Origin of the sequence: Paraburkholderia nemoris (genome assembly GCF_905221015.1) — a bacterium.
Classification (GTDB): Bacteria; Pseudomonadota; Gammaproteobacteria; order Burkholderiales; family Burkholderiaceae; genus Paraburkholderia; species Paraburkholderia nemoris.
Genome location: NZ_CAJNBO010000035.1, coordinates 42,177 through 65,454 on the forward strand (window position 1 = coordinate 42,177; position 23,278 = coordinate 65,454).

At 63.9% G+C, this 23,278-nt stretch carries 20 protein-coding genes; all 20 read left to right on the plus strand.

Annotated elements, in window-relative coordinates:
* On the plus strand, positions 1-843 hold the full coding sequence (locus tag KHO33_RS36050; RefSeq protein WP_200567453.1) for a virB8 family protein: 843 nt from the start codon (positions 1-3) through the stop codon (positions 841-843).
* A complete protein-coding gene (locus tag KHO33_RS36055; protein ID WP_200567452.1) occupies positions 840-1,685 on the plus strand; it encodes a TrbG/VirB9 family P-type conjugative transfer protein in 846 nt (281 codons plus the stop codon). The genes KHO33_RS36050 and KHO33_RS36055 overlap by 4 nt, the downstream gene beginning before the upstream one ends.
* Complete coding sequence (virB10, locus tag KHO33_RS36060; protein WP_236074778.1) at positions 1,678-2,928, plus strand: type IV secretion system protein VirB10; 1,251 nt, start codon at positions 1,678-1,680, stop codon at positions 2,926-2,928. The genes KHO33_RS36055 and virB10 overlap by 8 nt, the downstream gene beginning before the upstream one ends.
* A complete protein-coding gene (locus KHO33_RS36065) occupies positions 2,909-4,045 on the plus strand; it encodes an ATPase, T2SS/T4P/T4SS family (RefSeq protein WP_234480805.1) in 1,137 nt (378 codons plus the stop codon). The genes virB10 and KHO33_RS36065 overlap by 20 nt, the downstream gene beginning before the upstream one ends.
* Positions 4,042-6,066, plus strand: a complete 2,025-nt coding sequence (locus KHO33_RS36070) for a type IV secretory system conjugative DNA transfer family protein (protein ID WP_200567450.1) — start codon at positions 4,042-4,044, stop codon at positions 6,064-6,066. The genes KHO33_RS36065 and KHO33_RS36070 overlap by 4 nt, the downstream gene beginning before the upstream one ends.
* Positions 6,059-7,756 (plus strand): LPD7 domain-containing protein, encoded by a 1,698-nt coding sequence (locus KHO33_RS36075; protein ID WP_200567449.1) that lies wholly within the window; start codon positions 6,059-6,061, stop codon positions 7,754-7,756. The genes KHO33_RS36070 and KHO33_RS36075 overlap by 8 nt, the downstream gene beginning before the upstream one ends.
* An 11-nt stretch (positions 7,757-7,767) precedes the next feature.
* Positions 7,768-8,184 (plus strand): hypothetical protein, encoded by a 417-nt coding sequence (locus tag KHO33_RS36080; RefSeq protein WP_200567448.1) that lies wholly within the window; start codon positions 7,768-7,770, stop codon positions 8,182-8,184.
* Entirely contained in the window at positions 8,145-8,891 is a 747-nt protein-coding gene (gene stbB / locus KHO33_RS36085; RefSeq protein ID WP_328822823.1) for a StbB family protein, read from the plus strand. The genes KHO33_RS36080 and stbB overlap by 40 nt, the downstream gene beginning before the upstream one ends.
* Before the next feature lie 7 nt (positions 8,892-8,898).
* Positions 8,899-9,345 carry a hypothetical protein gene (locus KHO33_RS36090; RefSeq protein ID WP_200567447.1) on the plus strand — a complete coding sequence of 149 codons (447 nt, stop codon included), beginning with the start codon at positions 8,899-8,901 and terminating at the stop codon, positions 9,343-9,345.
* 20 nt (positions 9,346-9,365) lie between these two features.
* On the plus strand, positions 9,366-9,818 hold the full coding sequence (gene ssb, locus KHO33_RS36095) for a single-stranded DNA-binding protein (protein ID WP_200567446.1): 453 nt from the start codon (positions 9,366-9,368) through the stop codon (positions 9,816-9,818).
* A 138-nt stretch (positions 9,819-9,956) separates the two neighbouring features.
* Positions 9,957-12,872, plus strand: a complete 2,916-nt coding sequence (locus tag KHO33_RS36100) for an autotransporter family protein (RefSeq protein ID WP_234480804.1) — start codon at positions 9,957-9,959, stop codon at positions 12,870-12,872.
* A gap of 76 nt (positions 12,873-12,948) precedes the next feature.
* Positions 12,949-13,278 (plus strand): type 1 fimbrial protein, encoded by a 330-nt coding sequence (locus tag KHO33_RS36105; protein ID WP_200567445.1) that lies wholly within the window; start codon positions 12,949-12,951, stop codon positions 13,276-13,278.
* Positions 13,279-13,456: 178 nt separating this feature from the next.
* The gene (locus KHO33_RS36110) at positions 13,457-14,038 is read left to right on the plus strand and encodes a phospholipase D family nuclease (protein WP_200567500.1); all 582 of its coding nucleotides are present in this window, start codon (positions 13,457-13,459) and stop codon (positions 14,036-14,038) included.
* Positions 14,039-14,096: 58 nt separating this feature from the next.
* On the plus strand, positions 14,097-14,630 hold the full coding sequence (locus KHO33_RS36115) for a PH domain-containing protein (protein WP_234480803.1): 534 nt from the start codon (positions 14,097-14,099) through the stop codon (positions 14,628-14,630).
* A 4-nt stretch (positions 14,631-14,634) separates the two neighbouring features.
* Positions 14,635-15,171 carry a hypothetical protein gene (locus tag KHO33_RS36120; protein WP_200567444.1) on the plus strand — a complete coding sequence of 179 codons (537 nt, stop codon included), beginning with the start codon at positions 14,635-14,637 and terminating at the stop codon, positions 15,169-15,171.
* Positions 15,168-16,178, plus strand: a complete 1,011-nt coding sequence (locus KHO33_RS36125; RefSeq protein ID WP_200567443.1) for a hypothetical protein — start codon at positions 15,168-15,170, stop codon at positions 16,176-16,178. The genes KHO33_RS36120 and KHO33_RS36125 overlap by 4 nt, the downstream gene beginning before the upstream one ends.
* Positions 16,179-16,544, plus strand: a complete 366-nt coding sequence (locus KHO33_RS36130) for a plasmid mobilization protein (protein WP_236074780.1) — start codon at positions 16,179-16,181, stop codon at positions 16,542-16,544.
* 202 nt (positions 16,545-16,746) lie between these two features.
* The gene (locus KHO33_RS36135; protein ID WP_211629266.1) at positions 16,747-19,284 is read left to right on the plus strand and encodes an LPD7 domain-containing protein; all 2,538 of its coding nucleotides are present in this window, start codon (positions 16,747-16,749) and stop codon (positions 19,282-19,284) included.
* A gap of 38 nt (positions 19,285-19,322) precedes the next feature.
* A complete protein-coding gene (locus tag KHO33_RS36140; RefSeq protein WP_236074782.1) occupies positions 19,323-20,123 on the plus strand; it encodes a hypothetical protein in 801 nt (266 codons plus the stop codon).
* Between the two features lie 971 nt (positions 20,124-21,094).
* Positions 21,095-23,278: autotransporter outer membrane beta-barrel domain-containing protein (locus KHO33_RS36145; protein WP_236074784.1), on the plus strand; the 2,184-nt coding region annotated here is incomplete at its 3' end.

Here is a 23,278-nt window from a genome sequence, read left to right on the forward strand (position 1 = left end):
ATGACGCTCAATCAAAGGGTAGAGCCGGGGCAGGGGACGGAGCTAGCCACGGCAGGGGCCGCATCAGCGCCTTCGGCATCGGGGCGCGAGGAAGCTAAGTGGTATTTGAACCAGGCGCTCGAATTCGAGAAATCGAAGCAGGCTTCGCAGGCACGACAGACGACCGTTGCCTGGCGTGTGGCGATCGGTGCTGGCGTGATTGCTGCGGTTTCTATTGTTGGATCTTCAGCTTTAGTACAACTAAAGAGGCCAAATCCGCCGGCGATCCTGCGTGACAACGCCGTGACCGGCAAGGTCGATGTGCTCGACGTGGTGCGCGATGGCGCCGTGCCGTTTGGCGAGATTGAGGACCGCGCCGATCTGCGCCGGTACGTGACGATGCGCGAAAGCTACGACTGGGAAACCATCCAGAACATGTTCGATGCGGTGAAGCTCATGAGCGCGGACAAGGAGCGTGACCAGTATGTGGCGCTTTACAGCCTGCCGAACGCGCCGCAGAAGGTCCTCAAGGACCAGTTCCGGATCGTGGCGAACGTGGGACCGATCACGTTCGTCGGTCAGACGGCGCAGGTGTTCTTCTCGAAGAAACTGATTCCGCTGGGTGGCGGCATGCAGCCGAAGACCGAGTACTGGGTCGCGACGATTGCGTACCGGCACGACAACCTGCCGGAAAAAAAGAGCGAACTGGAGATTGATCCGACGGGCTTCCGGGTGACGAGCTACACGGTTGATCGCGACTGGACGCGTGCGTCGGATACGGGAGGGCCGGGTGCGGCGCAGCCGCAGATTGCGACCGCGCCGACGGCCGCCCCGCAGGGTACAGCCCGGGGGGTGTCGCCATGAGCCAGATCAGCAGGTGGATCAGGCGTGCGGGAGCGCCGGTGCTGGGTGCGATGGCGGTAATGCTGCCCGCGGCGTCGTGGGCGCTGGTGACTGCGGGACCGTGTGGTGGCGATGACCACGTGCGATGCGCGGTCTATGACGCCAATGAGGTGTACCGCATTCCCTTTCGTGCCGGCAATGCGGCGCTCGTGCAGCTCGAGGAGGGCGAGGTCATTGACGGACCTGCTTCGGGTCTGGGCGTGGGGGATGCGAAGGCGTGGACGGTGGGCGCGAAAAGCAACTGGATCATGTTCAAGCCGCACGCAACGAACGCGCAGACCAATCTGGTGATCGTGACCGATCGCCGACGCTATGTGTTCGATCTGGTGAACGCCGGACGCAACGACACGCCGGTCTGGTCGATGTCGTTCGACTATCCGGACACGCGGGCGAGGCTGGCCGCCGAGGCCGCGAAAAAATCCGCACGCGCAGCGGCGGTGGCGAAAAGCAGCGCCTCGGAGTCCCTACACAGGAACGCGGATTACGACATGCACGGCGATACGGTGCTCGCACCAACCGCGATGTGGGACGACGGCCGGTTCACGTACTTCCAGTATGCGACGAGCCGTGACCTGCCGGTCATTTTCCGGGTGCTGCCCGACGGTGCGGAGGCGCTGGTGAATTCCCACATGGAGGGCGACACGGTGGTGGTGCATGACACGTCGGCGTCGTTCGTGCTGCGACTGGGGCAATCGGTGCTGGGGATCCGCAACAACGCGTATTCGCCGGATGGTGAATTCAACCACACGGGTACGACGGTGCCGGGCACCGTGCGGCTTTCGAAGGAGAAGAACGGTGAATAGCGTAGAGGCAAAGGAAGGCGTTCCGCCGGCCGGCATGGATGAGCGCGGCGTGCCCGGACTGACCCGCGCGCGTCGCAAGACGAACGTGAGGAAGCTGTGGATCGTGGCGCTGGTGTTTCTCGCCCTTGCGCTGGGTGCGCTGGGCACGGCGGTGTTCATCAAGCGGATCGCCGATCGCCACCTGCAGGCAAGACAGGACGCGCGCAACGCGCCGAAGGCTTCGACCGCGGACACGGGTCACGATTTTTCGGTGGACGCGGCGCAGATGGAGCGCCAGCGCAAGGAAGCCGACCGCCAGGCCGCGATCGCGGCGGCTGCGTCGATGCCGGCGCCCAGCGGAGCGGTGGGCGCGAGCGCGATGCCCGTGCAGCCGGTGGGCGCCCAGCCGGCGACCTACGCAGGCGCCGGTGGAGGAACGGGTCATGGCACCGGTCCGGGCACGGGGGCCGCAGGCAGCCAGCAGAAGGCGCCGCAGACGCCGGCCGAACGCAGGCTGGACGGCAATGTGCTGGTGTCGAATCCTGACGGGGGTGATAGCCATGCCTCAAACGGGAACGCCGGGGCAGCAAAGCCCGCGACGGGGAATGGTAGCAGTGCAGGTTCAGGTGGCCTTGACGACCGGCTGACACCGTCGAAGCTCGTCAGTGTCAAGGCGGCCTGGTTGCCGGATCTGGATTTCCTGCTCAAGCGCGGCATCACCATTCCATGCGGGCAGAAGACGAAGATCGTCACGACCTATCCGGGCATGACCTCGTGCATCGTGTCGAAGGATGTGTATTCGGCCGATGGCGGGACACTGCTGGTCGAGCGCGGCAGCGAAGCGACCGGGGAGCAGCGCACTGCCTTGCTGCAGGGTCAGGCGCGCATCTTCGTGTTGTGGTCACGCATCGACATGCCCAACGGTGTGAGCGTGCAGCTCGATTCGCCTGGCACGGATTCACTCGGCGCGAGCGGTCTCGATGCGTATGTGGATACCCATTTCTGGGAACGCTTTGGCGGTGCGCTGATGCTCAGCGTGGTGGGCGACGTCGGTCAGGCACTGAGCAATCAGACCGTGGGTGGTGGAAGTGGCCAGATCAACCTGAACAGTACGTCCTCGTCGTCGCAGAACATCGCCGCCGAGACGCTGAAAAACACGATCAACATTCCGCCGACTGCGTATTCGAACCAGGGTTCGGAAATCAATATTTTCGTTGCTCGCGACGTCGACTTCAGGAGCGTGTATGAACTCGCGCATCAGTAACGCCGAGCCGATGTACGACGCCAGCGTGACCGTGCGCAGCCTCGCGCTCGCAAGCGGCATTGCCGGATTCATGGCGCAGTCGGGCGCGACCGAAGTCGCGGTGAACCGGCCGTTCGAGGTCTGGACGGAAAGCCGCGACGGGTGGGTCCGGCATGAGGCGCCGGGGTGCTCGCTCGACATGCTGATGAAGCTGGCGAACGCGCTGGCGATCTTTAACAAGGCGGTGCCACCGCTGTCGGTGGCGGCGCCGATCAAGCCGGTGCGGTTGCCGGAGGGCGAGCGTGGCCAGATCGTGATTCCGCCGGCATGCGAGCCCGGTACGGTCTCGATGACGATCCGGATGCCGAGCGCAGCCCGGTTCACGGTCGGGCAGCTGGTGGACGCGGGGTTCCTGACGGACTTTCATGACGTCAGCATGGCCACCGCGGCGACGCATCCGGCCGCGCTTGAAGCGCTGGCCACAACGGGGGCGCTGTCGGGCTTCGACGATGCGTTGCCGGCGGATGTCGTGCCGGCCACTGTTCAGCTTGCGCCGTTCGAGCTGGCCATGCTCAGGGCCAAACGCCAGCGGGACATCCTGACGTTCCTGGAACTCGCGATTGCGAACAGACTGAACGTGGTGCTGGTGGGCGGCACCGGCTCGGGCAAGACGACGCTGATGAAGGCGCTAGCTGATCTGGTAGCGGCGGATGTGCGTGTGGCGACGATCGAGGATACGCACGAGCTGCCGCTGCCCTACCAGCCCAATCATGTGCACCTGTTCTACAGCGATTCGCTGCTGGCACGTGACATCGTCAAGGCGACGCTGCGCATGAAGTTCGATCGCGTGTATCTGGCCGAGCTGCGTGGCGACGAGACGTGGGACTACCTGACCCTGCTGAACACCGGGCATCAGGGTGGCATCACGACGGTGCACGCGAACGACTGCGTGTCCGCGCTTTCGCGCATCGCGACGCTGATCAAGCAGAGCCCGGTAGGGCAGACGCTTGACTACAACTACCTGCTACGGGAAGTGAAGACGACCATTGACGTGGTGCTGTTCATGGAGAAGAAGCGCCTGACACAGGTGTACTACAACCCGGTCGAGAAGTGGAAGCTGCAGCGGGGGCTCGCATGAATCGCCGCCAGAAAGTCGTTGCCGGCGCGCTCGCAGCAGCGGGCATTGCCGGCTTTGTGCTGGCGGGCCAGTATGCCGGCGCGACGCTCTTCGCGCGGGTCGAGCACCTGCCTCAGTCGGTGGTCGGAATTTTTACGCTGCACGACTACTGGCAGGCGTACGGTCATGTTCCGGCCGTCAAGAAAGCACTCGCAGCCTGTTCGCTCGTCTCAATTGTGGTGCCGGTCGCGCCGATCGCGATCGCGTGTGCGGTGATGTTCGCGAAGCCGAAGCGCGAACTGCACGGCAGCGCCCGCTTTGCGCGCGACTTCGAGATCCGCAAGTCGGGGCTGCTCAATGCGGATAACGGCAAGCCGGCGATCCTGATTGGAAAGTACAAGGGCCGGTATCTGACGTTCCCCGGCCAGCAGTTCGTGATGCTCGCTGCACCGACCCGTTCGGGCAAGGGCGTGGCTGTTGCGATCCCGAACCTTCTCACCTTTCCGGACTCGATGGTCGTGCTCGACCTGAAGCTGGAGAACTACAGTTATACGTCCGGATACCGGCGCAAATACGGCCAGGCAATCTATCTGTGGGCGCCGTTCTCGAAGGATGGCCGCACGCACCGGTGGAACGTGTTTGACGCAGTGGCGACGAAGGCGGAGCACGAACGGATCGACGAGGTGGAGTCGATTGCACGCAAGTTTTATCCGGACACGGGTTCCGACGGCGGCGACTGGAATGGCGCGGCACGCGACCTCTTCATGGGGCTCGCACTGTTCCTGATGGAGACTGCGACGCCCGGGCGTCGTTGCACGTTCGGGGAAATCCTGCGGCAGTCCTCGGGTATGGGCAAACCCGTCAAGGAGCATATCGAATCGTTACGCAGGACACACGGCCTGTCGCTCACGTGTACGAGCGCACTGGACCGGTTCCTGTCGAACCACGAGAAAGTGCTGACCAGCATTCTCTTCACGTTCAACGCCCGGATGGGGATTTTTTCTAACCCGGTGGTCGATTCGGCGACGAGCTGTTCGGACTTCGACGTGAACGATGTGCGACGCCAGCGCATGACGATCTACGTCGGCATCCAGCCGAACCGCCTCGAGAGCGCGGCGCTGCTGGCCAACCTGTTCTTCTCGCAACTGATTGACGTCAACACCGAGGTGCTGCCCGAGCATGACAGGACGCTGCGACACCAGTGCCTGCTGATGCTCGACGAGTTCACGGCGATGGGGCGCATCGGGATCATCAACAAGGCCAATTCCTTCATCGCCGGCTACAACCTGCGCCTGCTCACGATCATCCAGGCCACCGCGCAGATGGAGCCGCAGGAACTGTATGGCAAGGAAGGTGCGCGCACGCTGATGGTCAACCACGCGGCGAAGATCGTCTATCCGCCGACGGATCCGGAGGAAGCGAAAACGGTTTCGGAGACGCTGGGCTACTTCACCGAAACGTCCGTGTCGAAGAGCCGGACACGTGGCAAGTCGTCGTCGAGCGGCGAAAACAAATCCGACCAGCGCCGCGCGCTGATGCTGCCCCAGGAGCTGGCCGAGATGCCGAAAAACCAGGAAATCATCCTGGGCTTCGGCAAGCCGATCCTGTGCGAGAAGGCGTACTTCTACAACGACAACCTGTTTCTCGACCGGCTTCGGGAAATCAGCCCGACCCTTGATGCGATCCGCAAGCGCGTTCCAACCGAGCAGGAACTGAAGGATGTGGCGGGCAGCGGCGAGCTGGCCACGTGGGATGAGGTCCCGCGGGAAGACATCGCGGCGTGGATGGCGAGGCGTGATGCGGCGGCCGCGCCCAGGAACCCGGACGGCACGAAGGTGATGCGGGCCAGCGAACTGCTTGCGATGGATGAGGAAGAGATCAGTCCGGAGCTCGCGGACATGATCCGGCATGCGCTGTTCAGCGATCTGCCGGAACTCAACGTGAAGGGCGATCTGGCGGAACTGGTCAGCCTGCTTTGTATTGGCGTACCGGAAGAAACAACCGAAACAGCACAAACAACCAGTGAGGTAGTCAATGGCTGAAGAAACGACACCGCGCGGCAACGCCAGCGCGGACCTGGACGCGTCGCCGGAAAAATCGGCGATCGAGAAGGCGCGCGAGGAATTTCTGCGACGCGGGACGCGGGATGCGAATTCATCTACCGGACCGGCCGCGAAAACGGACCCGCGTGAAGCGGTGGCCGATGCGTCTGCGCGTCCGGTCGGCATGGCGGAGCGCGGCGCCATGCAGAAAGGCATGATCGATGTGCTGGCCGATATCACGAAGGAGCGGGCCTATCGCAACTGGGCGGAGCAGGACGTTGAAGAGATGCGTGGCATCAGGGAGCCGGACGCGCGGGCGGCGGCAATCAGTCAGCTCGCCACGAACGCGCGCGACTCCGGGTATGCGCACGCGTTGCGATGGGTCGATCCGGATCTGGCGAACACGGTCATGGAGACCGTGAGGGCATCGGGCGATGCGCGTGAAGCCAGAGCCGCCGGATCCGGGCCTGAGTCGGGCCCGGCCGTCGCGGAGGTGTCGCCCGCTACTCCGGTACCGCTGGCTGCAGCCGGGCTACCTGCCGCTAATGAACCCGCCGCGCGTGAAGCCGGGCGGCCAGAGACGGCGGCGAACGAACCGCGTGTTGCGCTCGCTGAACGGGTGGTCGCCAATGACGCGCAGGCGCGGCCGGATCTGTCGATTGACCAGCCGGCGCTGGACCAGGTGGCCGCGCGGCGCGCACGGGATCTTGAGGCCGCCCGCGCAGCGATCGCACAACCCGTCGCGCAACCTGGCCCGCAACCGTCAGGCGACCCGGTGGCCATCACGCGTGTGCCGGCTGCTGTCGCGGAGAACGGCATCGAGCTGCTGTCGACGCGAACCGTTGATGTACGCGGCCAAGCGAAAACGGCCGATGCGCGGGCGAAGAAGGACGGCTATGAAATCCCGGCTGCGATCCTGAGCCGCTACGTCGTGCATCACGGCAAGTACTGGAAATTCGACGGTACGGACAAAACGCCGGAGGCGAGAGGCGAGCCCCACTTCGAGGACAGGGGAGCACGGCTGGCCACGCCGAGCGATGACCGCAACACCGTCGCGGACATGATCGCGGTGGCTCAGGCGAAGGGCTGGAAGGAGGTCACGCTCAACGGTAGCGAGGAGTTTCGCCGCAACGCCTGGATCGAGGCGAGTCTCGCCGGCATCGAGGCGAAGGGTTTCCAGCCGCAGGCGCGCGATGAAGCACTGCTCGAGGCGGCCCGTCGTGAGCGCGAGAGCCTGAACATCTCGGCCCCAGGACGCGAACCGCAGGCACCCGGTGCGCCCGACGCCGCGAAAGAAACGCCGGCACCGAACGAGGTGGTCAAAGAAGTGGCCGCCCGCGAAGCGGTTCGCGAAAACGCAACGCCGGCGCGTGACGCTGCTGCTCCGGCCGTGCGCGTCGGGCAGTTGCGGGAACAGCTTGAGCGTGCCACCGCCCACCTGCCGGAGAACGTGCGGCGCGAGCTGATGAACCGCACGGCTGAGCGCGTCGCGGCAGGGACGAAGGTCGAGCGCGAGCATCAGCGTGGCGGCGCTTCACGCGAGACGCTGGCGCCGGCGCTGGCTGCGGGCCTGCGCAAAGCGGATCAGGACCGCGTTGCCCGGCAGGCGCCGCCGGCTGAGGCGACGCCGAAAGCATCGGGTCGTAGCCGCGGCGTGCCGGACAAGGACGTGCCGGACCTGGGCCGATAGGGGGGCAGCGGATGGATAAGCGAGTGTTTGTCCCGGTGCGCCGGCCGGTACGCAACCGGTCGAAGGGGTGGTTGACGCGTGCCGTATCGCGAGCGCCTTACTGGTGCGATCTGTGCCAGCTGGGCGACGCAATGTATGCGCCGTTCGTGGAAGCGTTGAAGGCGAGGTTTTCGCATCAGGCGGCCGATATCGAGGCACGCGCCTGCCTGCGTGCTGGACTGGGACTCGCCGAACTCGATGCCGCCTATGCGTCAACCGGCGAACGTGCTGACACGGGCCTGCGCGTGATGGGCAACACCGTGTGGCGCTATCAGTGCAGTGGCGTATGCGTGTGCGAGCCCGTCGCGGGCGAACGCATCGTCCTGATTTACGAACCGGTCGAGGCTACGTGCTCTCGTTGCGCGAGCTATATGGAGAATCAGAAATGAATATTGCTGTGATCAATTTCAGTGGGAACGTCGGGAAGACAACGGTTGTTCGTCATCTGCTCGCGCCGAGGTTGCCAGAATCGGAAGTCATTGCGATCGAGTCGATCAATGCTGACGAGACAGCGGGCCTGTCAGCGGAAAGAATGCGTGGCCAGCAATTCGGCGAGCTGCAGGAACGTCTGCTTTCAGGTGGCGCAGTGATCGTCGACATCGGTGCGTCCAACGTTGAAGACTTCATGGCGCTGATGGGCGAATTCGACGGCTCTCACGAAGACTTCGATCAGTTTGTTGTGCCGACCGTTCCGGCTGGAAAGCAGCAGCGCGATACCGTCGCGACGATCAGCGAGCTGCAGGCGTACGGCGTACCGGCAAGCCGTATCAGGGTCATCTTCAACATGGTTGACCGGGTTGAGCACGCAGACATGGAGCGCGTGTTCGAGCCGATTTTTGCATGCCACGAGGCCCATCGGAGCTTCACGCTTTCGCGCACGGCGGTCATTCATCGTAGCGAGATCTACAGTCGTGCCGCCGCATTTGGCATGAGCATTGACGCCATCCTCTCGGACCCGACGGACTACAAGGCAGAGATCGGGCAGACAGCAAATCAGGCCGAGAAGGCGCGTCTTGCAAGGCTTGTTTCGATCCGACGTCTGGCCGGCGGGGTCAGCGCTGAACTGGACGCCGTGTTCAAAGCGATCACTGCCTGAGGCTGCCATGAACGAACCGGACACGAACCGCGAAAAGCCTGGTGTAGCGGCGAGCGCTGAGCTACGCGATGCAGCGATCGCCGAAATCATGGGGGACGTCGCAAACCTGCATCGGTCGGTCAGGGATCTGGTGGCGATCACCGAAGACGCAGACCGGCGAATCAGCGCTCGTGTGATCGAGCTGCGCAAGGTAGCAGCGGACCTGGCCAGTGCACGTGAAGCGGCGTTCGCGCAGATCAGCGTGCTCGCAAGCGAGCAGGCACAGCGCGCGTTCAGGGAAGCGATGGGCGATCTGCTCGCAAGGATGAGTGGCACGCTGGAAAAAATCGGACACGGCCTGAACGCCCATGCCGGGCGCCAGTTCGCCGACCGGGCGGCGGTGGCGATCGTGACCGCGGCGATCACCTCGGTGCTCACGCTGGGCGGCACGTGGCTGCTGCTGCATTTTCACTAGACAACGCAAGGAGAGTTTGGATGGCAAACCGCGTAATTCTGACAGGGCGTCTCGGCGCGGATCCGCAGGCCCGTCATGTTGGCGATGGCATGGTCGTGACCCATGCGCGCCTCGCGTCAACCGATCACTACCGGGACAAAACGACCGGCGAGGCCCGCGAGGCGACCGAGTGGCACCGGCTGGCGTTTTTTGGGCGTCTTGCCGAGGTCGCGGACAAACATCTGGTCAAGGGCTCGCGGATTTATATCGACGGCAAGCTGCGCACGCGCAAGTGGCAGTCGAACGACGGACAGGACCGCTATACGACGGAAGTGGTCGTGCAGCACCTCGAAATGATGGGCGGTGCCAGGGCCGGGTCAGAGGGCGCAACAGGAGCCATGCAGCCAACCGGTTCTGATGCACCGCAGGGAGCCGATGACGCACCCGACGACTGGACTCGCGACTATGACGAGGCGGTGCAGGCGGGTCAGTGATCTAGCCCGCGAGACTGAATCTGCAGGTATGGCGGCACAAGCCGCGTAAAAAATCCCACGTTCCGCGAACCTTGGCGGGAGACCGGAACGTGGGGGACGGAGTAGTCCAACCACTGTTGTTCTTATGAGGACATTGTAATGGATGGTCGTTTGGCGAAACTTGAGGTTGCTGCGGCGCGCAGCGGCCTGGGCAAGGCTATATGCGCGGCAGCACTGTGCGCGGTCTTTGCCACCAGCGTGAGTCCGGCGTACGCCTGGGACGTCACGATCACCACAGACCAGAGCAGCGCCGTGAACCTTCCTGCGTCGCCCGCAGGCGGTGGAACCGTGCTCATCGATGCGGGCGTTTCCATGGCGCCATCGGGTGGGGCCGGTACGGCATCGGTCGGCGTCGTGAGTAATGCAGGCAGCGTGTGGAATATCACGAATGACGGCACCGTGACGACTGCGGACGGAAGTCCTGCGATCCTTTTCAACGGGACGGGAACGCTCACGAATGCGGGCGTCATTACGACCGCCGGGAGCGGTTCAACAGCCGGAAGCGGACCCTATACGATCGTTGGGTCTCCAACGGCCATCAACAATCTGGCCGGCGCGCTCATCAGCGATACCGTCGCGGGCAGCTCGGCCATCAATGTCGAGGGCGTCGATCTGACCAATGCGGGCACCATCGCGGGCCCAGCGGGTGGCTACGGTGTTTTGCTGATCAGCGGCAATCTCGTCAACGCCAGCGTCATCAACAGCGGAACCATCAGTGGGGGAGCCGTCGGCATTGAGGATGGCCATCCTGGCACCACCACCATCGACAATCAGTCCGGTGGACAGATATTGGGGTTGACCAGCCAGAACAGTCCCTTCTATGCGGGTATCTACGTTCCCACAGGCGTCGAACCTGGCATTGGCGGTGTGACGGTCAATATCACCAATGAAGCGGGGGCGACCATCAGCGGAGGCTACGGCATCTCGTCCTACGTCGGCGCTGGCACAGCCGACGTGAGTGTCACCAATGCCGGCACGATCCAGGGCAATGCTGGCATGGGCGTTTCGCTTCCGCAAGGCGGGACGATCAGCAACATGCCTGGCGGCGTCATCACCGGCGCGACCACCGGTATCAGCCTCGGCGGGAACGGCAGCACTGTGTATAACGCCGGAACCATTACGGGTACAGGTGGTACGGCAATTGATTTCAGTTCGCAGGCGGCCGGCGCGCTGAGCAACCTCACGCTGGATACCGGCTCGGTGCTCAACGGCAACGTGCTGGGCGGCCCGGGCACAAACAACCTCATCCTCGCAGGGACGAATACCGAGGACATCAGCAAGTTCTCGAATTTCCAGACGCTGACGATGCAGGGGGACGACTGGACGCTCAATGGCAACGGGGCGTTTTCCAGCAGCGCGACGCTCAGCAGCGGCACGCTTCATGTGAATGGCACCCTGACGGTGCCGGCCACGACCATCGCTCCGGGCGCTACCCTGGCAGGCTTCGGCACCGTCACCGGTAACGTGAGCAACGCCGGCACGGTGGCTCCAGGCAGCGGTATCGCCGGCTCCACGAATTTCGGCTCGCTCACCATCAGCGGCAACTATGTGGGTGCTGGCGGGACCCTGGCGCTCAACACGTACCTGGGTGCGGATAACTCGCCGTCGGACAAGCTGGTCATCAACGGCGGCACCGCCACCGGGACCACATCGCTTGCGGTGACCAACGCCGGCGGGCCAGGGGCCAGTAGCACGGCCAATGGCATTGCGGTGGTTCAGGCCATCAATGGCGGCACTACTGCGGCGGGGGCTTTTTCACTCGCCGGCGAAGTGCGGGCCGGTGCCTATGACTACCGGCTGTTCCAGGGAGGCGTTGCCGGCAGCGATCCGAACGACTGGTTCCTGCGCTCGACCATGGCCGTGCCGCCGGTTACGCCGACACCAACCCCGGTCACGCCGCCCCCCACCACGACGCCGGCCTCGCCAACCGTAACGTCCCCGGAAGATCCGCAGCCTGTGACGCCCCCGGACGATCTGGGGACGGTGCCGCCGGCCGCGCAGTCAAACAGCCTGCCGATCATCGGCCCCGAAATCGCCACCTACAGCGTCGTGCAGCCGGTCGCGCGGCAGCTGGGCCTCACCACGCTCGGCACGATGCATGAACGCATCGGCGCCACGCTCACCGAGGCGGATGGAGGCGCGGGCAACGAGGGCTGGGGGCACTCCGGCTGGGTCCGTCTTTTCGGCCAGCAGATCGACAACCGCTATCAGTCGTTCACCGATGCCAATGCCAGCGGCAAGCAGGTGGGGTTCGAGATGGGCGTCGACCTGTGGCGCGGCAGTTTCCTGCCCGGCCATCATGACGCGGCTGGCGTCTATTACTCCTACGGCAACAGCAGTGTCGACGTGGACGGCCTGATCACCAACGCGGCGGCCACCGCCTATGTGACGAGCCACACGGGGTCGCTCGATCTCGATGCGTATTCCGGCGGCGCCTACTGGACCCACTACGGCCCCGGGGGCTGGTATGTCGACGCGGTGTTCCAGGGCACGTACTACGACGGCCAGGCGAGCACCCAGTTCGCCCAGCTGCCGGTCAAGGGCTCGGGACTCATCACCTCGCTGGAAGCGGGCTACCCGGTGCCGCTGCCATTCGGGCCCGGCTTTGTGCTGGAGCCGCAGGCGCAGGTGATCTGGCAGCACGTCGGCCTGAGCGAAGCCAATGACGGGCTGGGTGCGGTGGATCTGGGCTCGACTTCGGGCGTAAGCGGCCGGCTGGGCGTGCGGGGCCAGTGGACCATTACGCGTCAGAACGGGCAGGTCTGGCAGCCGTATGTGCGCGCGAACCTTTGGCGGGATTGGGGCGCGCAGGCGAGCACGACGTACTCCGGAATCGATCAGGTGCCGGTGGTCGGGCAGGCGACCCGGATGGATGTCGCCACGGGTGTCACGGCGAAGATCGATACGCACATGAGTGTGTATGGCCAGTTCGGCTACCAGTTCTCGGTCAACTCGTCCGACAGCGGCAGCCGAAAGGGCGTCTGGGGCGATATCGGTGTGAGGTATCTCTGGTGAGGACGCCTTCAAGGCAAACAGAAATTCCGTGCATTCGGCCAGTTCCCGAACCGGCTGATCTTCGAGGAGATGTCGCATGAATGTTTTGCAGATGATCCGGTACGTGGTGGTGAGTTTCGCATTCCTCACATCCTGCGCCGCGCATGCGCTGGGCGGCACCATCACCTTCAGCGGCATGGTCATGGCGCCCATGTGTTCGTTCGACGTTGCACAAAACGTGGCCAGGCGGCCCGCGGTGCAAACCGTCTGTTCCCAGCCGGCCAGCGGCACGGTGTCGTTTGTGGATACGGCCGGTACGACGTTGCGCACCGTCGCGTTTACGCAGGCGTCCCGTCAGCTTGAAACGCCTCGCGCGGCAACCGTTCACCACATCCGTCACCTCATCGTCGTCGTCACGTACCGGTAAGAATCGAAGCGTTGTTTGGAGCACCGCAGGGAGAAGCGTGGGGCGGCTCGCACAGCGCCCCTTTGGGGGCCGACGATGTCGGTCGGCCCATTTTTTACGCAGGTCCAGAAACAGAAATTTAAGGAAACAGGAAATGCGCCTTTTTAACCGATCAGCGATCGCACCAATGGTGCTTGCAATGGCGGCGATATCGGCAACGGATATCGCTCACGCCGGACTGCTCGATGGCATACGGGCAAGTGCCGGCCATCAAAACCTCGCCACGTCGGGTGGCGACGGTGCGACATGCCGGCCAGAGGTCGGGTTTTCGCCGGAGGGCAGTGCCGCGCGTCTGGTCGACACGGCGATCGACAGTGCACAGCGCTCGATCCGGCTGGCTGCCTATTCATTCACGTCGCCCGACGTGGTGCATCACCTGATCGCGGCGAAGCGGCGCGGTGTTGATGTGGCCGTGGTCGTCGACGAGAAGAACAACCTTTCCGAAGACCGCTCGGGCAAGGCGCACGCGGCACTGAACCTGCTGGTGAACGCCGGCATCCCGACGCGCACGATCCGGGTTTATCCAATCCACCACGACAAATATGCCGTTATCGACGGCACCGACCTTGAGACGGGAAGTTTCAATTATTCGGCGGCCGCAGCTTCGCGAAATAGCGAAAACGCAATGGTGCTCTGGCATTGCCAAGAGATGGCGAAAGCGTATCTCAACCACTGGCAAAGCCGCTGGGACCAAGGTTCTGATTTCCATTCGACCTACTGAGAATCAGTGACAGCCTGGCAGGTTCAGGCCGCGTGATTGAAAACCGTGAGATCAACCGATGCGTGAAGACCGTTTCGATGAACTGGCCCTGCAGGACGAGTGGCGTATCGCTTTCGATGGCTCGCCGGACTGGATGATCAATCTGCCGTTGATCATGAAGTGCGTTCTGCTTGCGGTACTGATGACGATCGCCATTGTTTTTGTGGGTTCACGCGGGTGGATATTGCCGTGGCCAGTCCTGATCGTGCTGCCCGCCGGTCCGTTCGCGGTCATGGCATACCGGATAGGTGAAACGGAGTTCACCCACATCGTGATCGACGGTGCGCGACTGACATGGCGCGGTGGTCTGCTGACCCGGCGTGTGGCGAGCGTGGAGCTGTTCCGGATCCAGAACGTTGAGGCGATCAGTACATGGTGGCAGCGTGGCCTTGGCTTCGGCACGCTGGTAATCGAAAGCAGCGATGCGAACCACCCGCTGTGGATCCTGCCAGGCATGCCCGATGCCGAACTGATGCGCGATGCGCTGAACCGCCGCGCGCTTGCCCTGCGCGATGCGCGGGGCATCCGGGAATTCAACGTGGGGAGGGTTTGAAAACATGACAACGCAATTGAAATTCCCAATCGGCAGCGCTTTCCTGACCATCGAAGACCGGGGCGGCTATGTTAGCGGCCACCCTGATTATGTGACTGTCGCGATCCGCGAAAAGACCGCGCGCGGGAAGGCCGGCCGACGGATCGCTGTCAACTTTGCGGTGCGCCGGACTGCGGTGTTCAAACTCGCGCTCCAGCTGCTCGAGCTGGCTGACCGAATGATGCCGAAAACGGTTTGGCAGGAGAGTGCTGCTGTGGGAGACGGCAACAAGATGCCGGCGCTCGTCGGATATGACGACCACGAGCGCGCAGCACTGGCTCGCCTGTTGCCGTCGGATAACGATGACCCCCTTTCCATTGGCAAGGGGGCTCGCGGCCGATACGACAACCTCAAAGATCGGGTCGCGATTCTGCGGCAGGCTCAGAAGGTTCTGGAAACGTGTGATGGGGACACGGCTGGCACTTTGCACATGGCGCAGCACACGGGCAAGGTGCCGGTGCAGCTTGTGGTCGATGCGGTGCAGCAGGGAGTTGCACCGTGACGCGCGTCGGGTTGTTCGAGACACACTGGCAGAGCCGACCGATCGCATTCGGTCGTTCCAACGAGCCGGTACGTAAAACCGGTGAGTCACTGACCGATCGGGCTTCTGTTGGTGGCCCCGTCTGCAACGCGGTCTACCGCGTCGCGCACGAATGGGCCTATTCTCGTTTTGTCACCAGCGTGGCGGCTGTGTCGCATCACGGCGACGCGGTGGCTGTCGAGCTTTGCCACACATGGCGAATTACCCGCACCGCTAACGGCGCGTTGGATTTCGCGCGCTGGGCACCCCTTGAACAGACGTGGCAGAACGTGGCTGCGTCGGCGCTGCCGGACCTGCCGCTGTTCGGATCAGGTGGTCGGCCGGAGCTTGCGAAGCGCCTCATCGACGACGCATGCACGTGGTATGTGAATGCCGCGGGCGAGGCGCTGCGGCTGTCCATGTCGGACTTCATGCGCGAGGCCTGTGGGTTCGATAGCGCAATTCGTCTCGCGGCCGACGTGCTGAAGCAGGACCGCGTGCGGCACAAGATCCGGTTCGAGCCGCTGTCCAGTGCAGGCGCCGTGGCCGGCGCGGCGCTCTGGAGTCTGATCGACCGCGACCATCTGAAGGCAGTCTGCCGGATTCATTCGCGCCCGATGGTGCAAGACTACGCGGTTGTCGCCGCACATGATGCTGGCGTGCGGCGAGTGAGTGACGAGCACCCCAACCTGCTGCCGTTACTGCGCGAGATACCGCCAACGCAGTGGAATGATCCAAACCTGTTCGCCCACTACCGATGGAAGGAAGCAACGATCGCGCCCGTCCGGACAGGTCGGCGAGCGATCGCCGCGGTCATTCACGAGCGATCGACGCTGCGTATCGCGAAGGCTAATGACGGTTGGGTGGTGGCGGAAAACCGTTCGCATTGCAATGCGGCGCCGCATGCCGTACTCAACTCTATCAGACCGAGGGTAGCTTCCGCCTACACGACTGCAGAGCGTGAGTCGTCCCACGGGCAGGAGGGTTGAGTGGCCAGATCCCGAGTCAGCTCCGACGAGCAACTTTCCAGGCGGGTAGGTTTCCGGCTCTCGGAATCCGAGCACCGTGCATACCTTGAAAAGGTAGCCGCGTCCGGAATGAAGGCGTCCGAGTTCTTCCGCGAGTGCGTGCTGACGAATCGCACGAAGATCGTTGCGCGTCTGCCGGCGAGCGCCGATCGCAAGCGGATCCTGTTCGTGGTCAACAAGGCTGGCAACAACCTCAACCAGTTGGCCCACGTCGCCAACACGCAGCAGCTGACGGGCAAGCTTTCGGAAGCCACTTTCGCGGCGATCGTCGAACAGCTGGAACTGGTGGAACAACTTCTGAAGGCCCATCTGCATCGTGTTGATTAGAGTCAGCGGGCGCCATGAGGGCGTAAAGCAATACCTGGAAGAAGGGCAGAAGCGGGGACGTGAGCTTGGGCGTGACGAGCTCGATGAGCGGGTGGTGCTCGCTGGCGATCTGGATGTAACCGACGCCATCATCCAGTCGATCGATACGGGTCCAGAAGTCGACCGTTATCTGTCGATCACGCTCAGTTTCAAGGAAGACCAGGTGGATCGCGAAACGCTGGACGCCGTTGTACGCGATTTTGAGAAGTTTGCATTCGCCGCCTATCGGCCCGACGAATACAACTTCTATGCCGAGGCGCACCTGCCACGAGTCAAGAGCTATCAGGACAGCAAGACGGGGCAGCTGGTCGAGCGCAAACCACACATACACATCGTGATCCCGAAGATGAATCTCATCTCGGGTCAGCACATGGAACCGCTTGGCTATGTGAAATCGAACATCCGCTTCATTGATGCGCTGCAGGAACACATCAATGCAAAGCATGGCCTGGCCAGCCCGAAGGACAACCGCCGTGTCGAGCTAACCGACGCATCGGAAATGATCAGCCGCTACAAGGGCGACATGTTTCGCGACGCGAGTCGCGACCTGAAGGAGTCGGTGCTTGATGCCATGCTCGACCGCCGCATCGAGCGTTACGACGACTTCATTGCACTGCTTGCCGAGCGGGGTGAGACACGGCTGCGTAACGCCGGCCGCGACAACGAATATCCGAATGTGAAATCGCCCGACGCCGCGAAAGGCGTGAACCTGAAAGAACATGTGTTCTCGCGCGCATTCGTCGAGCTGCCGACGGACGAGAAGCTGCTGCAGCTGTCGGCCGACGTCCAGCCTGCCTACGAGATAGCCGGCAAATCGCGAGAGGACACCCCTGAGATCCGGTCCGCGCTTGGCCAGTGGCACGAGACGCGAGCGCTGGAAGTGAAGTACCTCAATAACGGCAATACCGGTAGCTACCCAGCGTATGAAGCGGCTTCCAGAGCGGAGCGCGCGGAAATACTCGCGCAGCGGCAGAGTGCGTTCTACGCAAGACATCTTAAGGACCATCATGAGCCACGATCAGAACGACCCGCAGGACCCGGCTTCGACGCCGACGAGCAACGTCTTCGACGGGTTGGACGAGTATATGAATTCAAGCGAGGTCTTGTCCCCGACGTCGACGGACGATTTCCCAGACCAGAGCCACGCCTCCTTGGCACCGACGGACGAAGCGTTGCCGGGCCAGCCGGACGCGGGGCACGACCCCACGGCGGTGTTGCCGACCGTTGGGAGTATGGCGCTCGCCCAGGTCCGCAAGGAACTCCGGCCGCGGCCGTCGACGGTGTGCGAGGTATGTCCGGCATCCCTGTGGTACGGGTCCCCCAACGACGTCCAGTGCTTCTGCCGGATCATGCACGTGATCAGCTGGAGCACGAACGCCCCGTATCACCGGACGGCGTGCGACGGCATCGCGATCGCAGCCGAGCAGGCCGGGTAAGGCCCACGGGGCGTGTCGCTGACTCCGCGCTGTCGCAGCTCACGCGAGATGTTCGCGAGCGGCAGGCTTCCGCTGCTGGCGGACAGTCCGAATTCACCGGGATCCGCCAGCATCTCGACGCGCGTCGTCTTCTTGCGCAGCTTTCCCATACACACGGCGTGCGGCCCGAAAAATACACGGTCACCAAAGGCCGCGATGGTGGCGACCGGATCCGCTGCGGCAAACGGCAGCTGAACGTTTCCGACTTTCTCACGAAAGAACTCAACCTGCCGTGGGGTGAAGCGTCGCGGATCCTGCGCGACACCTGGCGCCAGCAGGTCGACGGCAAACCAACGCCGCCGGCGAAGGAATTGCCGCGTGCCGCTCTGTGGAGAGAATTCACGGCCGCTCGCGATATACAGCTGCAGACCCGGCGCAGCGCAGCGGACGCACAACGCGACAGTGAGCGCGGCCGGCGCGAACAGATCCGCGACACGTTCAATGCACGGCGTGACGTGGTACGCGCGGACACGACACTGCGGCCCTCGGCGCGGCGCGCAGCGGTATCGCTTGCGCGCATGGAGCGCGTCAGCCAGGAGACCGCGCTGCGTGAGGCCATCAGCACCGAGCGCGACGCGTTCAAAGTGAAGTATGGCGACCCACGCGGTCAGTCATTCTCCGAATACCTGCAGGAGCGGGCCCAGGCCGGCGACGAGCTGGCACTCGCCGAACTGCGGCGCACACGGGCCCCGTCTCCGGAGGCGCCGGCGAAAGAGGATAACCAGATCCTCCCGGTGACGTTGATCGACGCGCACGGAAACGCAAGCGCTGCGCGTTATAACGAGATCCTGCTCCATGCGCCGGCGCTGAGCTGGAAGGTCCACGACAACGGCGATGTGACTTACCGGCATGACGATCGCGACGTCGTGCGCGACCTCGGCACCGACGTGCGCGTGCTGCACGTCGATCGCGATGCGATCGAGGCGGGCCTCCGGCTTGCGCAGTCGAAGTTCGGCAACGCTCTCGAGCTGGCCGGGCCAGAGGCGTTCCGGGTGGAAGCTGCACGCGTGGCCGCCGACGCGGGCCTGTACGTCGAGTTCACCGACGACAGCCTGAACCGCGTGATGCAGGAACGTCGGGCAGAGCGGATAGCGCAACGTGCCCACGACGTCGTCTCCCGCCCGCCAGCGACCGAAGCCGGGCGAAGCGCGCCGACGGCGCCACATGCAATCCCTGACGTGGGAGCGGCACGAACCGCTCCATCAGCAGACGAGCCGACGCGGTAAGGATGATCCGGACGTCGACCGCCCCTCTCGCTGACTCTGTGACCGCCCCGGGCGGGGCAGGCACTTTGCCGTTCCCACCGAAGAGCGGCGCCGGCGGCATTCCCAAGATCCTGACGACGTTGATCGAACGGCTGGATGAATACCTGGCGGACCCGGCATCGTGCCTGCCGACCCTGAACACGGCCAATGGTGCCGACCGCCAGCAACGTCTCGACCGACGTATCGCGTGCGTGCAGCTGCTGCGCGCGCAGATCAAATACATGGATCTGCCGAGCATGCGCGTTGGTATTCCGCAGGCCAACGGCGGATTCTTGTGCCTCACGCTCAAATTCCTCGCGAAGCAGGCCGGCCTCGGTCTGCGGCGGGCCGAACGGGCGATGCGCGACCTACAGAGCGCCGGCCTCGTGCGGACATGGCAACGCTGCGAGCAGGACGAAGCCGGAAACTACCGGGGTCTGGCCGCCATACGACAACTGCCGGCGGCGCTGTTCGGCGCATTCGGCCTTGGCAAGTGGCTGCGCCACGAACGCAGCAAGGCGGTGTTGCGGCGTTATCGCGCCGCGGCCGCGGCTGCGAAAACGGAACGGCGTCAGCGCGATGAGGCGCAGGGATCCCTGTTCCTCCATAGCCTGAAACATCGTCTGCAGCAAAGCGGGCGCCGGGTCAATGCGATTCCGCCGACGAGCGGGACCGTCAACCCCGAGCTCGAAGACCAGGTGCGCAGACGCATCGGCGCACTGAAGCTGCAGCATCCCGACTGGGACCGCGACGCCTGTTATGACCAGGCGTATCGCGAACTCGCCCCGCCTGGGGCGCGACAAAGCCCTCGCAGTCGTTAAACCCTCCGCATCCCTCAATCGCACACGCGAGGCCCACTGACGGCCTGAGATCGGCCGGGGACCACCTCCCGGATCCATTCCCAGCCACGCCCGGTACGGCCGGCGCAGCGCCAGCATATCCGCACCTGATTCACACTCATATCGCAGTGGGCGCATTGCGTTGCGGGCCGCGAAATTTGTTCGCCGGCGGACAACTGTCGGTATACGGCAGGATTAACTGTCGGCTCTTAATCACCGCCTTTTATCAGTACGACCCGGTATTGATTCCACGCCCCCAGAGGGGGCATGGAGCGCCGCTTCCAGCGGCTGGACGCCCCCCCGGTCGCACATCCACTGCCCAACCGGTTCGTCCCGGTGCGCTGCACCGGGAACGCCGCTCTCCCCACGCCTTACGGCGCGGGTCCCCGGGCGGCTCGCTCCGGGCGCGACGGCGCGCGCGAAACGTGAACGGCTCGCGAAAGCTTTGGCTGGCAGGAAGGAGGTCCGCTCACTTCTGCTTCCAGATGGGCCACCTCGCGGTCCCGTCACGGGATGCTTCAAGGGACGGGACATAACGCAAACGTACATTTGACAGGTAACGACCTTCTGGTGTAGGGCCCGGGCGTGAAGCTGGCCGTCGATTGGGCGCAAGAAGGCTTTGTGTTCGACGTCGGCGCCGTCTATTCTCGTTGTCGTGGCATCCCACTTGTTGGGACCGATACCCGGCGGCCGGGGCACAGGTCATGGACCAAAGTCCGATACCTGAAACGTGCCGCGCCTGCTAGGCTGGATTTGCAGGTATCTGCTTAAAGGTGGTGAGCGCGGACAGCGGATTTCTCATGATGTGTCAGGCCAGACCGTTCGTTGCTGTTCTCGACGATGATGAACCGGATGGTGCGGCTGTAGGGCGTCTGTTGTGTTCCGTCAGACATACGACAGACACATGAAAGGGTTCGCAAACGTGGAATTCCAGATTCGAATCAGGGGTGCCCATGAAACCGTCAAAACTCACGTCAACCAGCGCGGGCCTGCAGAACTCCAGTAAGCGGGCAGCCACCGCGCGAGGGTCCCCAATGGCCGGCGTTCCAGCAGCCCGTTTCCGTCACCCGGCGCGAGCGGGTCATCCAGCCATCCGGAAGATCGTGCTCATGACGGCGCTGGCCTTCGCTGCTTCCGCGGCACGCGCGCAGGCGACCATCGACAATGTCTCGGGTTCCGGCTGTGCGGCCTGCGCCTCGGGACTGGTTACGGTCAACGGCAATCAGTCGGGCAACCAGACTTCGCCCTGGAACGTAGGCGGTGGGCTGACTGTCGGGGACACACACACCGGCGAGCTGGATATCGGGGCGGGCGGGAGCGTGACGACCAGCGGTGCTCCCTTCACATTAGACAGTATCGGCAATCAGCCTGGCAGTCGCGGTGCGGTTAATGTTTCGGGACCAGGCGCAACCTGGATATCAAATACCCAGTACTTCTACGTCGGGTTAAACGGCAATGGAACGCTAACCATTGGAGATGGAGGTACTGTCGAAGGTGGCGGTATTGGCATAATCATAGCTGGTGGCGGCGCTACTGCTGGCAACGTGACTGTAATGGGCGCGGGATCGCTTTTGACGGGCCCTCACTTGCAGGTCGGGTTAGCGGGCAACGGAACGCTAACCATTGCGGATCAGGGGCAGGTTACAACTCCGCTCTTGACTATTGCAACCTTAGGCACCGGCACCGGCACGTTGAACATCGGAGCCGCCGCCGGCCAGCCTGCCGCTGCGCCGGGAACGCTCAACACGCCCACCGTGGCGTTCGGCGCCGGCACCGGCGACATTGTGTTCAATCACACCGATACGAGCGGCAACTACACTTTTGCGCCCCCCATCGGCGGCACCGGCGCGGTCGATGTCTACAGCGGCGAAACCGTCATGACGGGCGCCAGCACGTATGCCGGCCCTACCACGATCCATGGCGGCACCCTGTCGGCCGGCGCCCCCAACGTCTTCAGCCCGAACTCGGACTATGCTGTCCACGCCGCCGGTGCGCTCAACCTGCGCGGCAACAGCCAGACGCTCGCCAGCCTGACCAACGCCGGGCTGGTCAGCATGGGCTCCGGCACCACGCCCGGAACCGTGCTGACCACGGCCAGCTATGTCGGTCAGGGTGGCACCATCGCCCTGAACACCGCCCTCGGCGCGGATAACTCCCCCTCGGACAGCCTGCTGATCAACGGCGGCACGGCGACCGGGACAACCACACTGGCCGTGACCAACGTCGGTGGCCCCGGGGCGCTGACGACGGCCAACGGCATCCCGGTTGTGTCGGCCATCAACGGCGCGACTACCGACGCCGGGGCCTTTACGCAGGCTGCGGGCGAACTGCGCGCCGGCTCCTATGACTACCGGCTGTTCCAGGGGGGACTGGGCGGCAGTGATCCGAACGACTGGTTCCTGCGCTCGAACTTCATTGTGCCGAGTGTGCCGGGTTCGCCCAGCATCCCGGGCCAACCGCCGACCGTCCCCGGCCAGCCGCCGCTGATCCCGGGCCAGCCAGAAAGCCCGATTTTCCCTTCCGATCCGCCACCCGCCGCGCTGCCGCCCGGCGCGTATCCGATCATCGGCCCGGAAATCGCCACCTACAGCGTGGTGCAGCCGGTTGCGCGGCAGATGGGCCTCACCACGCTCGGCACGATGCATGAGCGCATTGGCGACACGCTGACGGAGGCGCAAGGAGGAACCAGCAACGACGGCTGGGGCCGCGCCGGCTGGGTGCGTCTGTTCGGCCAGCAGATCGACAACCGCTATCAGACGTTCACCGATGCGCGCGCCAGCGGCTCGCTGATTGGTTTCCAGTCGGGCGTCGACCTGTGGCGCGGCAGCTTCCTGCCGGGCCATCATGACGCCACCGGCGTGTATTTTGCGTATGGCAACAGCAACGTCGATGTGAACGGCCTGGTCACCAATGCGCCAGCCACTGCCTATGTACTGGAGCACACCGGCTCACTGAATCTGGATGCGTATTCGGGGGGCGCCTACTGGACCCACTACGGCCCGGGCGGCTGGTATGTCGACGCGGTGTTCCAGGGCACGTACTACGACGGCCACGCGAGCACCCAGTACGCCCGGCTGCCGGTCAACGGGTCGGGCTTTGCCACCTCGCTGGAAGCGGGTTACCCGGTGCCGTTGCCC

Coding starts and splice junctions, on each gene's coding strand:
- KHO33_RS36120 (WP_200567444.1), top strand. CDS start 14,635: ATGACAACGCAATTGAAATTCCCAATCGGCAGCGCTTTCCTGACCATC.
- KHO33_RS36080 (WP_200567448.1), top strand. CDS start 7,768: ATGGATAAGCGAGTGTTTGTCCCGGTGCGCCGGCCGGTACGCAACCGG.
- KHO33_RS36070 (WP_200567450.1), top strand. CDS start 4,042: ATGAATCGCCGCCAGAAAGTCGTTGCCGGCGCGCTCGCAGCAGCGGGC.
- KHO33_RS36050 (WP_200567453.1), top strand. CDS start 1: ATGACGCTCAATCAAAGGGTAGAGCCGGGGCAGGGGACGGAGCTAGCC.
- KHO33_RS36100 (WP_234480804.1), top strand. CDS start 9,957: ATGGATGGTCGTTTGGCGAAACTTGAGGTTGCTGCGGCGCGCAGCGGC.
- KHO33_RS36105 (WP_200567445.1), top strand. CDS start 12,949: ATGAATGTTTTGCAGATGATCCGGTACGTGGTGGTGAGTTTCGCATTC.
- KHO33_RS36110 (WP_200567500.1), top strand. CDS start 13,457: ATGGCGGCGATATCGGCAACGGATATCGCTCACGCCGGACTGCTCGAT.
- KHO33_RS36065 (WP_234480805.1), top strand. CDS start 2,909: ATGAACTCGCGCATCAGTAACGCCGAGCCGATGTACGACGCCAGCGTG.
- KHO33_RS36115 (WP_234480803.1), top strand. CDS start 14,097: ATGCGTGAAGACCGTTTCGATGAACTGGCCCTGCAGGACGAGTGGCGT.
- KHO33_RS36090 (WP_200567447.1), top strand. CDS start 8,899: ATGAACGAACCGGACACGAACCGCGAAAAGCCTGGTGTAGCGGCGAGC.
- ssb (WP_200567446.1), top strand. CDS start 9,366: ATGGCAAACCGCGTAATTCTGACAGGGCGTCTCGGCGCGGATCCGCAG.
- KHO33_RS36075 (WP_200567449.1), top strand. CDS start 6,059: ATGGCTGAAGAAACGACACCGCGCGGCAACGCCAGCGCGGACCTGGAC.
- KHO33_RS36055 (WP_200567452.1), top strand. CDS start 840: ATGAGCCAGATCAGCAGGTGGATCAGGCGTGCGGGAGCGCCGGTGCTG.